This window comes from Mycobacterium sp. NGS67 (genome assembly GCF_059812185.1).
On record NZ_JCALCF010000002.1, the window covers coordinates 265,574 to 277,809 of the forward strand.

A 12,236-nucleotide genomic window follows, 5' to 3' on the forward strand; every position below is an offset into this window, starting at 1 on the left:
GGTGGCACCGGTCGTAAACTGTCCAACCAGTTGATTGGTAAATGCCGCGTCCGGAGCCGTCGGCCCAGCTCGGCAGCGACGAAGAGTGAGTATCGATGCCGTCCGAAAATGGACTTTCGCGCCGCGAGGAATTGCTTGCCGTCGCGACCAAGTTGTTCGCGGCCCGCGGCTATCACGGCACCCGGATGGACGACGTCGCCGACGTGATCGGGCTGAACAAGGCGACGGTCTACCACTACTACGCCAGTAAGTCGCTGATCCTGTTCGACATCTATCGCCAGGCCGCCGAGGGCACGCTGGCCGCGGTGCACGATGACCCGGACTGGACCGCCCGCGAAGCCCTGTACCAGTACACCGTTCGGTTGCTGACCGGGATCGCCGCCAACCCGGAACGGGCCGCGGTGTACTTCCAGGAGCAGCCCTACATCACCGAATGGTTCACCAGTGAACAGGTGGCCGAGGTTCGCGCCAAGGAAGTGCAGGTCTACGAGCACGTGCACGGCCTGATCGACCGGGGCATCGCCAGCGGCGAGTTCTACCCGTGCGACTCGCACGTGCTGGCGCTCGGCTACATCGGGATGACGCTGGGCGCCTACCGGTGGTTGCGGCCCAGCGGACGACGCACGGCCAAGGAGATCGCGGCCGAGTTCAGCACGGCGCTGCTGCGCGGGTTGATCCGGGACGAGGCGATCCGTACCCAGACACCGCTGGGTGCTGGATCAGTTGAAAATCGGCGGAATGACGTGCAGCACGTCCCCGAGAGCGCCGCTCAGCAGTGATATCGCCGTCACCGGAGGCTGGCTGAGCGTCGGGCCCAGGTAGAGGTTCAGCCCCGGATTGGTCGACGGGACCCACGGGTAGGCGTCCGGGAAGTGCTCGGGTCCCCATAGGCCCGCCTGCACGCCGATCTCCACCGCCGCGCCATACGGTCCCTGCCACAGGCTCTGGCCCAGGTAGTAGGCGACGTTGATCGGGTTGGGGATGTTGATCAGGCCGGCCGGGGTGGGCAGGTCTGCGTACCCGTAATCCGAGTAGCCCAGGTCGACCATCACGCGCAGGGCCGGTTGGAAGATGTCGGCGATGACCGGTCCGGCGTAGGGGATGTCGCGGATCGGCTGCAGCAGCGGCAGATCCTGCGTCAAGAACATGTAGTACTCAGTGGCGCCGTTGTAGCCGGGCGACGTCGGCAGTGGGATGGCATCCAGCGCTGACAACGTCGGGTAGTTACCGTGCACGTAGAAGTAGCCCATGAGCGCGTTGACGTCCGCCAGGATGTTCAGCGGGTACTGCGGAGCGTGGGCCACGCCGTCGTACTGGGCGGTGAAGATCTGCGTCGGGTACGGGTTGCTGGCCGGGGTGGCACCGTTGAACGGCACGTCCAGGATCGGAATGTAGAGACCCGGGAAGCGTGACAACAAGCCGCCGTTGGGGTTGTTGCCGGCGGCAGCCATGATGAAGGACAGGTCGCCGCCTTGGTAGGGCGATCCGGCCGCCATCAGAGCCACGATCTCGTTGTGGATGATCGAGGCGCTCTGCGAATAACCGAAGGCGACCACCTTGTTGCCAGCGGCGATCTGGTTGTGAATTGCGCTGTTCAGCGCTGCCACGCCCTTGGTGACGGACTGGTTGTAGGTCATGTCGCCGAGGTCGGGAGTGATCGGCCAGAACTGTTCGGGTGTGGTCAGACCCGTGGGGATATAGCCGGGGAAGAGCTTCTGGATCCAGTTCGTGTTGATGTCCGCGATGTACTTGGCGAAGGGCAGCGGGTTGCCGGTGCCGCCCATGATCAGCGCGATGTTGGCGGCCGCCGGTGCCGCCGGGCCGGGTGCGAGCAGGGATGTCAGCGTCGCAGCGGCCGCGGATTCGGCCTGGGTGTAGGCCGCGGCCGCGTTGGAAAGCGTTTGGGTGAACTGGGATTGGAACGCCGCCGCCTGCCGCACCACCGCCTGGTATTCCTGACCGTAGGCGTTGAACAGTGCGGTGATGGCCTCCGACACCTCGTCACCGGCCGCCGCCAGCACACTCGACGTCGGGACGACCGCAGCGGCGTTGGCCGCTCGGACGGCCGCGGCAATGCCGTCGACGTCGACAGCCGCCGCCACGAGCGTCTCTGGAACCGTTATTACGTGCGACATCTCCCCGTCCTTCCCCGCCAATTCGTAACCGCGGGTATGAGGTAATGAACAGAGGGTAGAGCGGCGTCGCCCCGAATTCCGGCGTTTCGCGCGCGAAAAATTATGGACTACTGTCTAGAAAAGTTCGGATCTTGCTCAGTTCCACGGAAGGACGCTCATGGCGATTCGTGTCGCCCACGTCGGCACCGGAAATGTCGGCGGGCTGGCGCTGGCCGAACTCATCACCGATCCGCGCTTCGAACTCACCGGGGTATGTGTGTCCACGCCGGAGAAGGTGGGCAGGGATGCCGGCGAACTGTGTGGTCTCGGTCTGGACGCCCCGACGCAGACCGGCATCCGAGCCGTGAACGACCTCGACGCGTTGTTGGCCACCGGTCCCGACTGCGTCGTCTACTGCGCCATGGGTGACACCCGGCTGCCCGACGCGATGGGCGACGTGATGCGCATACTCGTCGCCGGCATCGACGTCGTCGGATCGTCGCCCGGGCTGTTGCAGTACCCGTGGGGTGTCATGCCCGACAAGTACATCGATCGGGTGGAAGCCGCTGCGCAGCAAGGGAAGTCGAGCATCTTCATCACCGGAGTCGACCCCGGCTTCGCCAATGACCTGATTCCGTTCGCGCTGGCCGGAACCTGCCAGCGCATCGAACAGGTGCGGTGCATGGAGATCCACGACTACGCCAGCTACGACGGCGCCGAGGTGATGCACTACATGGGGTTCGCCCAGCCCATGGACCACATTCCGATGCTGCTGCAGCCGGGTGTGCTGAGCATCGCCTGGGGTACCGCGATCAGGCAGCTGGCGGCCGGCCTGGGCATCGAGGTGGACGAGATCACCGAGTCCTACCAACGTGAGCCGGCGCCCGAGGACTTCGACATCGCCGTCGGACACGTGGCCAAGGGCACGGTGGCGGTGCTGCAGTTCGAGATTCGGGGCATGGTCAACGGTCACCCCGCCATCGTCATCGAACACATCACCCGGTTGCGTCCCAACCTGCGGCCCGATCTGCGTCAGCCCGCCGCCGGCACCGGCTCCTACCGCGTCGAGATCACCGGCGAGCCTTCCTATGCCGTGGACATCGTGCCGACCAGCCGCAAGGGCGACCACAACCACGCGGCGATCGCCGGTGCCGCGGGCCGCATCGTCAACGCCATCCCGGACGTGATCGCGGCCCCGCCCGGCATCCGGAGCACGCTGGACCTGCCGCTGGTCACCGGCAAAGGACTCTTCGCACCGAACGATCTGATCCCTAGAACCGAAAGGAGTTCCCGCTGATGGGACGAGAAGGACGGGTAGCGGGCAAGGTCGCCCTGATCAGCGGCGGTGCCCGCGGGATGGGCGCCGAAGACGCGCGGCTGCTGGTCGAGGAGGGCGCCAAAGTGGTGATCGGCGACGTCCGCGACGACGAGGGCAAAGCGCTGGCCGCCGAGATCGGCGACTCGGCGCGCTACGTCCACCTCGACGTCACCCAGCAGGACCAGTGGGAAGCCGCGGTGCAGACGGCAATCGGGGAATTCGGCAAGTTGAACGTGCTGGTGAACAACGCCGGCATCGTCGCGGCCGGTCCGCTGCGGGAATTTCGGATGGACAAGTGGCAGCAGGTGATCGACGTCAACCTGACCGGCACCTTCCTGGGCATGCGGTCGGTGGTGGATCCGATGACCGAGGCCGGTGGCGGCTCCATCATCAACGTGTCCTCGATCGAGGGGATCCGCGGGGCGCCGTTCGTGCATCCGTATGTCGCGTCGAAGTGGGCGGTGCGCGGGGTCACCAAATCGGCGGCACTGGAACTGGCGCCGCTGAATATCCGGGTGAACTCGCTGCACCCCGGGTTCATCCGGACCCCGATGACCGCGCACCTGCCCGAGGACATGGTCACCATCCCGCTCGGCCGTCCCGCCGAATCACGCGAAGTCGCAACGTTTGTCGTGTTTCTGGCCAGCGACGAAGCCTCTTATGCCACCGGCAGCGAGTTCATCATGGACGGCGGGCTGGTCACCGATGTGAACCACAAAGATTTCAGCGCTGGATGATCCTCGCGGGCCTGGCCGCCTCCCTGGGTGGGGTCGTCGGCTCGAATCACGTCGTCACCGACCCTGACGTCCTGGCCGGTCGCAGTGTCGACCACACCGGGCGGTACCGGGGGCAGGCCAGTGTGCTGGTACGCCCGGGTTCCGGGGACGAGGTGGCCGAGGTGCTGCGGATATGCCGCGACGCCGGTGCCTTCGTGACCGTGCAGGGCGGCCGCACCTCGTTGGTGGCCGGCACCGTTCCCGAGCACGACGATGTGCTGCTGTCCACCGAAAGACTTTCGGCGATAAGCGATGTCGACACGTTGGAGCGCCGCGTGGTCGCCGGAGCCGGCGCGACGCTGACGGCCGTGCAACGGGCCGCTTCCGCGGCCGGCCTGGTGTTCGGGGTGGACCTGGCGGCCCGCGACACCGCGACCGTCGGCGGCATGGCGTCCACTAACGCCGGCGGCCTGCGCACGGTGCGCTACGGCAACATGGGCGAGCAGGTGATCGGCCTGGACGTGGCGCTGCCCGACGGTTCGGTGCTGCACCGGCACAGCCGGGTGCGACGCGACAACACCGGCTACGACCTGCCGTCGCTGTTCGTCGGCGCCGAAGGCACCCTCGGCGTGATCACCGCGCTGGACCTGCGCCTGCACCCCACCCCGTCACACCGCGTGACCGCGGTCTGCGGGTTCGACGACCTCGAGGAATTGGTCGCGGCCGGTCGGATGTTCGCCGAGGTGGACGGGATCGCCGCACTGGAATTGGTCGACGGGCGGGGAGCCGCGTTGATCGAGGCCGAGCTGGGTTTCCGCCCGCCGGTGGACGGCGACTGGTTGCTGCTGGTGGAGCTGGCCGCCGACCACGACCAGACCGAGCGGCTGGCCGAGCTGCTCGACGGTGTCGGCTCGGAGCCGGCGGTAGGTGTGGATGTGGTTGCGCAGCAACGGTTGTGGCGTGTTCGGGAGGCGCTGGCCGAGGTGTTGGGTGTGTACGGGCCGCCGTTGAAGTTCGACGTGTCGCTGCCCCTGCCGGCGATCCCCGTGTTCGCCCGCGACGCGGTGGATTTGGTGCACCGGCACGTCGATGATGCGCTGCCGGTGCTGTTCGGGCACATCGGCGAGGGCAACCTGCATCTGAACGTGCTGCGCTTCCCGGTCGAACGCGAGCCGGCGTTGTACGCGGAGATGATGGACCTGATCGCCGGTAGCGGCGGCAACGTCAGCTCTGAGCACGGCGTCGGCAGTCGCAAGCGGCCCTACCTTGGCATGTCCCGCGAGGCGGCCGACATCGCGACGATGCGGGCGCTCAAGACGGCGTTGGACCCCACGGGCTACCTGAATGCCGCGGTGCTGTTCTCGCGCGAGCAGACGTAAAAGCCCCCAAAAGGCGTCCTTTTGGGGGGCTTTTGCGTCTGCTCGCGGCGGTTAGTCGCTGTTTTTGATGCCGACCGCGTGCCGTAGCTGCGCGAGGAACTCGTCGGCGTCGTCACTGCGAACCACGTAGTGCGAGATCGCAATTCGGATCACCGTCGCCGCCTTCACCGCGGCGTTGGGTCCCGGCAGCAAGCGTTGCAAACCGGCGCGCATCTCCGGGATCACCCCCGACATCTGCGCGATGACATGCTCGGGCTCGATGTCGACCATGCGCACCCCCGAGTAGGAATACTGATAGTCGACGATGAATCTCAGTGCGGCATCGAGCCTTTCGGCGCCCTTCAACCCGGCGGTGGCCTTGGCCAGGCCGATTTCGAAGACTTCGCGTTCGTATCGCGAGAACGCCGACATCAGTTCCTCTTTGGAGGCGAACCACCGATAAAGGGTAGGCCGCGACACCCCGGCCTGGGTGGCGACCTCGGAAAGGCTGAGCTTGGTCTTGCCGCTGCGTGCCAAGACCTCCGCGGTGGCGGCCAGGATGCGTTGGCGGGTGGAGCTGTCGGATTCGAAAGTGTCTACCGCAGCTTCACTCATGACTTCACCTTCGGTGGTCGGGGCCGCACCAAGACCGATTGCTGGATGGCGCCGACGGCGCCGTGTTCGTCGAACAGCGTCCCGATCGTCGTGCCGATACCGTCGGGCCCGTAACTGGTTTCGGCGCGTATGCCGATCCAATCCCCGTCGGGCACCCGGAAGACGTGCACCGCCAGGTCGGTGTTGAGGAAAGTCCACTTGCTGATGTCCAGCGTGCTGCCGATGCCGTTGGCGCAGTCGGCCACCGCGAACAACCGCTCCAGCGGTGTCATCGTTTCGCCCGCGACCAGATCGGTGATTGGTTTGATCCAGGATTCGCCGCCACCGGGGGACAGCGGTTCGGTCAACCACAGCCACTCCAAGCTGTGCACGTAGTTGCGGTCCCAGCCCAGGGCCTTCATGTTGCGTTCGCGGGCTTCGGAGCGCGGGCGGGGCAGCGGCGTCGACGCGTGCGCGACGGCTTGCGTGTCGAGTTGTTGCAGCCGCCAGCCGCTGGCGCGGGCGACCGGCCGGGGCTGCCCGTCGGGACCCGGCGCAAGCATTTCGGCGGTCACCAGCTCGATCTGCTTGCCGCCGCGTTCGATTCGCGACCGCATCCACAAATCGCCATCAGCGGGCACCGGGCCGAGCAGGTCGATGACGACCCGGCTCAGGCGGGTGTCGTCGCGCACCTCGCAGCGCTCCAGCCCGCGCACCAGCAGCCCCGACACCGGACCACCGTGCTGGATGGCGGCCGACCACGTGCCTCGGGCCAGGTCGGTGGCCCGGAACTTCTCGCCGGGCCCGTCGGCCGGGTCGATCAGCTCGTAGTACGAGTCGGACATGCATCCACCTTTTCGTGTCAGGGCAGACCTTACGTTCAGGGCAGGCCGGGCACCTCGACCCGCACGGCGTCCAGCCGCGACAGCCGGGTGCCCACCAGACGCTTGGGATAAGCATCGGTGCTCGACAGCAGAAACAGCGTGCGCCGCTCCGGGCCGCCCAGCGCGCAGGCGATTGCCACCCGGTCGCCCATGTCGATGCGGTCGGTCACCTCCCCGCCGTCGGTGATCCGCTCGAACTGGTGCGCCAGCGTCATGGCCGCCCACACCCCGCCTTGGGCGTCGAGCGCGATGCCGTCCGGCGGCCCGTCCAGATTGTCGGCGAAGATCCGCCGGTCGTGCAGCGCGCCGTCGTCGTCGATGCTGAACGCGGTCAGTCGCCGGCCGACGGACTCGGCGACGATCATCGTCCTCCCGTCTTCGGTGATGACCATGCCGTTGGGGAAGTCGAGATCCTCGGCGACGACGGCGGCGCGGCCATCGGGGTCGAGACGGATGATGTTTCCGCCTTCGAATGCCTGTGATCCGATGTAAGCGCGGCCGGCCCGGTCGACGACCATGTCGCCGAGGCTGGCCGTGGCGAGCTCGGACAGGTCGGCGATCGGGTCGGTGGTTTCCCCGTCATAGCCGAGCACGAGTCGAGCCTCGGTCGACACGATCAACAGGGTGCCGTCGGGCCGGAACCCCAGGCCGGCAGGGGCGTGACCCGGCAACGGCAGCGTGGTCAGGGAGCCGCGGAGGTCCGAGGTGTGGACGGCTTCGCCGAGCATGTCGGAGAACCACAGCAGTCCTTCGAACCAGCGCGGGCCCTCGCCAAAGCAAAAGCCGTGGGCCAGCGGGGTCGGCACCATCGAGCCTTTACAAATCACTGCAGAAGTGTCATGCACCGCGGGTATCGCTGTCAACGCATCGCATCGCCGGTGCCGATTGCCTAGCTTTACAAACAATACGCAAAGTGTCACGCTGAGCCGTGAGCTGCCGGAGCAAGGAGTGAGCGCGTGACGACAGAATCTGAACAGGTCCAGTGGTCGGTGGAGAGTCTGCTGGAACTCTTCGAAGTCCAAGCCGCCGACGCACCCGACCGGTACACCGCCGAGACCGGCTTGCCTGGGCAGGACGGCCGGCAGGTGGTGGAAGGCACTCAGGTGGTGGCCCAGGCCATCGTGGCAGTGGCTCAGCGATTTGCGGGCAAGTCGGTGCGGTCGGTACACGCGGTGTTCGCGCGTGCGATCGCGGTAGGTCCCCCGATCGAACTCGCCCTCGACGTATTGAACGAGGGCAGGTCCACGGCGACCGCCGTCGTCTCCGTGGTGCAGAACGGCAAACGCTGCGTGACCCTGACGGTGTTGACCGATGTCCCGACCGAAGATGTCATCCGCCACCACCTGCCGCGACCCGAGGTGGCCGCGCCCGCGGACGCCAACGTCTCGGAAATGCCGATGACCGGACGGGAGTTGCGGCTCGTCGACGTGGTCGACGTCAACAGTCCCGACGAGGTGGGCCCGCCGGAGTTGTATGCCTGGCTGCACTACGACCCCATTCCTTCCCGGGACGACCTGGGCAAGGCGCTACTCGCGTATTTCACCGGCCACCTTGGCATTTCGACGACCATGCGCGCCCACGAAGGCATCGGCACCGCCCAAGCGCACCTGACGGTGTCCACCGCGCCGATGTCGATCTTCGTCTCGTTCCACGAGCCGGTGCGCTGGGACGGCTGGCTGCTCTACACCCACGAGAGCACCCAAGTCGGCGCCGGGATGTCCTACGTGCGCGGCACCGTGCACACCGAAGCCGGTGAGCTGCTGTGTTCGTTCGCCCAGGAGGCGCTGATCCGGCCGCTGCGCACCAGCGACACCTCGATCGACGCCCGGGCGCGGTTCTGAATCCCATGCGTTTCACCGTCACCCACCCGATGCACAGTCATCCCTACAACCCTGAGCTGATCTCCGGGACAGGTATCGCGACGGTGGCGGCGGCGGTCGAACAGGCGGGCCTGCACGGGTTCGGCTTCACCGACCACCCGGCGCCGTCGCAGCGATGGCTGGAAGCGGGTGGTCATGACGCGCTGGATCCCTTTGTGGCGCTGGGGTATGCGGCGGCACGGACCACGACACTGCGGCTGATTCCCAACATTGTGGTGCTGCCCTACCGGAATCCGTTCGTGGTGGCCAAGTCCGGGGCCACGTTGGACGTGCTGTCCGAAGGCCGCTTCACGCTGGCCGTGGGTGTGGGCTACCTGCGCAAGGAGTTCGCCGCGGTGGGGGTGGACTACGACGAGCGCGCCGAGTTGTTCGAGGAGGCGCTGGAAGTCATCCGGTTGGTCTGGACCTCCGATGACATCGCCTATGAGGGAAAGCATTTCACCGCCCGCGGCATCACGGCACATCCGCGTCCGGTAAGTCCGCCGCCGATCTGGGTAGGCGGTAACACGACTTCGGCCCGGCAAAGGGTGGCGCAGTACGGCGACGGGTGGTGCCCGTTCCCCGCGCCGGCAGGCTTGGCGCGCACCGCGGGAACCGCGTCCATCGACTCGCTGGACAAACTCGCCGCCGGCATCGACGACCTGCGACGCCGGTGTGACTCCCTGGGACGTGACTGGTCAGCTCTCGACGTGACGTTCACCAACTTCGACGGCGGCAGCCCGGCGACCGACGACTTCAACGCCGACGCCTACCTTGATGGCTTGGAAAAGCTTGCGGCACTGGGGGTTACCTGGGTATCGGTGCACCTGCCCGGCGACAGCCTGACGCACATCCTGGAAACCGTCGACCGGTTCCGCACCTCGGTGATCGACGCGATCTGACATGGACTTTTCGCGGGTGGAACTCTGCGCCGAGGACCAGGCTTACCAGGATCGCACACGCGCGTTCGTGGCAGAGCACGTCACCGACGACGTGCTGAGACGGAATCGGGAATTCGGCGAAAACTTCGACGAGGAAGTGCATTTGGCGTTGGGCGAGGCGGGATACCTCGCCGCCGATTGGAAACTGGAGTCCGACGGTGGGTTCAGCCCGGTGCGCCGTCGGATCTTCAACCTGGAGATCGCGCGGGCGCACACGCCCTGGTATCACTGGGGCACCACGTCCGTGGTCGCGCGGCTGGTGCAGCAGTTCGGCGCGCCGGAACTCGCCGAAAAGGTGCTGCCCGGTGTGCTTTCCGGGCACATCCGGCTGTGCCTGGGTTACACCGAGCCCGAAGGCGGCTCGGACGTCGCCACCTGTAAGACCCGCTCGGTACGTGACGGGGACGGCTGGATCATCAACGGCTCCAAGATGTTCACGTCGAATGCGCAGAACGCCAAGTACGTCTTCCTGCTCACCAACAGCGATCCGCAACGGCCGAAACACAAGAACCTGACCATGTTCCTGGTGCCGCTGGATTCACCGGGTATCGAGATTCAGGGCATTCGCACCCTGGACGGTGATCGCACCAACATCGTCTACTACACCGACGTGCGGGTCGACGACCTCTACCGCATCGGTGAGGTCAACGGCGGCTGGACGGTGATGCGGGCGGCGCTGGACTCCGAGCACGGGTTGGATGAGCGGGACGATCCCGGCTTGCATGATGTTGCCGCGATGGTGATGCAGGGCATGCTGATGGCCGAAGCGCTGGACGGGGTTGCCGGTCTGGCGGACGCCGACGACGACTACTCGATGTACCGGCTCGGGCGCAGTTGCGCGCGGATGGAGGCGGCGCTGTCCACGCCGGGCATGTACGGGCGCGTCGCCATCGCTCAGACGATGCGGGACATCTCCGGGGACTTGATGGACATCCTGGGTCCGGCCTCGGTGCTGCCGGCCGAGACGAGAGGCTCGCCCGATGATGGTGCGACGGAACATGTCTCCCGCCTGGCGGTGCCGTTGGGTATCTACGGCGGCTCGCTGGAGGTGTTCCGCAATATGATCGCCCAGCACGAATTGCGGCTGGGGCGACCGGCTTACGGAAGCTGAAGCGAGTTTCGGGTAGCGGACCCGGCTGTCGATCCATTTCCCGTTAAGCTGCCGGTGTGGCGGAGCTGGTACAGCGATATCTCGATCAGATCGTTGCTGAACACGCAGGCGTCACCGAAGGAGCGGTAGCCGATTACATTCCCGAACTTGCCCGTGTCGATACTTCGAAATGCGGACTGACACTCGAGTTGATCGACGGTTATCTCTACAAGTCCGGGGATTCGGCCACCGAATTCACAATCCAATCGATCTCGAAACCTTTCACCTATGCTCTGGCACTCGAATTGATCGGCCATCAAGCGGTAGATGCGAAAATCGGCCTAGAGCCATCGGGCGAGCCGTACAACATGATCAGCGTCGACGACCGTACCAAAACGCCGAAAAACCCGATGATCAATGCCGGTGCCATTGCCGCAGTGTCGCTGTTACCTGCCGGGACTCCGCAACAGCGATTTACGCAGATCTTGGATTTCTACTCAGCATGCGCCGGTCACCACCTCGATGTCGACGAAAACGTCTACCGCTCCGAAAAGGCGAGCGGCAGTCGAAACCGTGCGATCGCCTATATGCTGCAAAGTTTCGGCGTCCTCGATGACGATCCCGATGAGGTCCTCGACGTCTATCTTCGACAATGCTCGATCAAGGTCAGCAGCACTGATCTAGCCCACATGGCCTCTACGCTCGCCCATGGCGGGGTGAATCCGCGGAGTCGGACAGGGATAATGTCCGCGGCAGTCGTCCAGCGCACGCTCAGTGTGATGATGACGTGCGGAATGTATGACTCCGCAGGCGACTGGGTAAGTGCCGTGGGGATGCCGGCAAAAAGCGGGGTGGCCGGCGGCATCCTCGCGGTACTGCCGAGCCAACTAGGCATCGGCGTTTATTCTCCGCTGCTCGACGGGCATGGCAACAGTGTGCGCGGCAGCCGCATCTGTCGCAGTCTGTCGGCGCAGCTCGGTCTGCACTTTCTGTCGGTGACCCGAGAAAGCCGATCGATCATTCGGGACACCCACGACGTCGTCGCAGGAATTCGCGTTTTCGAGCTGCACGGAGATCTCCTGTTCGTCGGGGCCGAGCAGGTCATGCGCACCGTGGAAAATGAGTGCGACCTATTCGATGTCGCGATTCTGGAATTGTCGCGGGTTGGTGACATCAGTGAGATCGCCCGCACGATGCTGGCCAGGATGCGTGAGTCGTTGACGAAAGCAGGCAAGTCGATCGTCCTGGTCGACCCCGATCGGCGGGTGATGTTGACCGGCCGCAGTAGCGAGGGCGCCGTCGTTTATCCCACGATCGACGAGGCCGTCAGCGAAGCGGAGAAGGAACGCGGCAACTAGTTCA

Annotated in this window: 12 protein-coding genes; 8 read left to right on the plus strand and 4 right to left on the minus strand. The window is 65.7% G+C overall.

All coding sequences use genetic code 11. The features are described from left to right. Positions 1–95 precede the first annotated feature (95 nt). Complete coding sequence (locus AC5Y4D_RS02770) at positions 96–779, plus strand: TetR/AcrR family transcriptional regulator (protein ID WP_499946326.1); 684 nt, start codon at positions 96–98, stop codon at positions 777–779. Here AC5Y4D_RS02770 and AC5Y4D_RS02775 read toward each other — a convergent pair. Beyond that, positions 720–2,135 (minus strand): PE family protein, encoded by a 1,416-nt coding sequence (locus tag AC5Y4D_RS02775; RefSeq protein ID WP_499946325.1) that lies wholly within the window; start codon positions 2,133–2,135, stop codon positions 720–722. The genes AC5Y4D_RS02770 and AC5Y4D_RS02775 overlap by 60 nt on opposite strands. 157 nt (positions 2,136–2,292) lie before the next feature. On the opposite strand from AC5Y4D_RS02775, the gene AC5Y4D_RS02780 reads away from it, so the two are divergent. From AC5Y4D_RS02780 to AC5Y4D_RS02790, 3 genes are read left to right on the plus strand one after another with little or no spacing between them, the layout of a single operon-like run. After that, complete coding sequence (locus tag AC5Y4D_RS02780) at positions 2,293–3,411, plus strand: NAD(P)H-dependent amine dehydrogenase family protein (protein ID WP_500036275.1); 1,119 nt, start codon at positions 2,293–2,295, stop codon at positions 3,409–3,411. After that, entirely contained in the window at positions 3,411–4,169 is a 759-nt protein-coding gene (locus AC5Y4D_RS02785; RefSeq protein WP_499946323.1) for a glucose 1-dehydrogenase, read from the plus strand. The genes AC5Y4D_RS02780 and AC5Y4D_RS02785 overlap by 1 nt, the downstream gene beginning before the upstream one ends. Then, positions 4,166–5,527, plus strand: a complete 1,362-nt coding sequence (locus AC5Y4D_RS02790) for an FAD-binding oxidoreductase (RefSeq protein WP_500036276.1) — start codon at positions 4,166–4,168, stop codon at positions 5,525–5,527. The genes AC5Y4D_RS02785 and AC5Y4D_RS02790 overlap by 4 nt, the downstream gene beginning before the upstream one ends. A 51-nt stretch (positions 5,528–5,578) precedes the next feature. Here the strand turns inward: AC5Y4D_RS02790 and AC5Y4D_RS02795 are convergent, their stop codons facing one another. Genes AC5Y4D_RS02795 through AC5Y4D_RS02805 form a run of 3 tightly spaced genes read right to left on the minus strand, consistent with a single transcriptional unit; the run spans position 5,579 to position 7,793 of the window. Then, positions 5,579–6,121 carry a TetR/AcrR family transcriptional regulator gene (locus tag AC5Y4D_RS02795; protein WP_499946322.1) on the minus strand — a complete coding sequence of 181 codons (543 nt, stop codon included), beginning with the start codon at positions 6,119–6,121 and terminating at the stop codon, positions 5,579–5,581. Beyond that, positions 6,118–6,945, minus strand: a complete 828-nt coding sequence (locus AC5Y4D_RS02800; RefSeq protein WP_499946321.1) for a thioesterase family protein — start codon at positions 6,943–6,945, stop codon at positions 6,118–6,120. The genes AC5Y4D_RS02795 and AC5Y4D_RS02800 overlap by 4 nt, the downstream gene beginning before the upstream one ends. 35 nt (positions 6,946–6,980) lie before the next feature. After that, positions 6,981–7,793 (minus strand): SMP-30/gluconolactonase/LRE family protein, encoded by an 813-nt coding sequence (locus AC5Y4D_RS02805; protein WP_500036296.1) that lies wholly within the window; start codon positions 7,791–7,793, stop codon positions 6,981–6,983. A gap of 147 nt (positions 7,794–7,940) precedes the next feature. Here AC5Y4D_RS02805 and AC5Y4D_RS02810 point away from each other — a divergent pair, with 147 nt between their 5' ends. The 4 genes from AC5Y4D_RS02810 to glsA are packed head-to-tail and all read left to right on the plus strand — an operon-like array spanning position 7,941 to position 12,232. Further along, on the plus strand, positions 7,941–8,825 hold the full coding sequence (locus tag AC5Y4D_RS02810; RefSeq protein WP_500036277.1) for an acyl-CoA thioesterase: 885 nt from the start codon (positions 7,941–7,943) through the stop codon (positions 8,823–8,825). A 5-nt stretch (positions 8,826–8,830) separates the two neighbouring features. Continuing rightward, positions 8,831–9,745, plus strand: coding sequence for an LLM class F420-dependent oxidoreductase (locus tag AC5Y4D_RS02815; protein WP_500036278.1), 915 nt, complete (start codon positions 8,831–8,833; stop codon positions 9,743–9,745). Between the two features lies 1 nt (position 9,746). Next, positions 9,747–10,895, plus strand: coding sequence for an acyl-CoA dehydrogenase family protein (locus AC5Y4D_RS02820; RefSeq protein WP_500036279.1), 1,149 nt, complete (start codon positions 9,747–9,749; stop codon positions 10,893–10,895). A gap of 56 nt (positions 10,896–10,951) precedes the next feature. After that, on the plus strand, positions 10,952–12,232 hold the full coding sequence (gene glsA, locus AC5Y4D_RS02825; protein ID WP_500036280.1) for a glutaminase A: 1,281 nt from the start codon (positions 10,952–10,954) through the stop codon (positions 12,230–12,232). Positions 12,233–12,236: the final 4 nt, after the last annotated feature.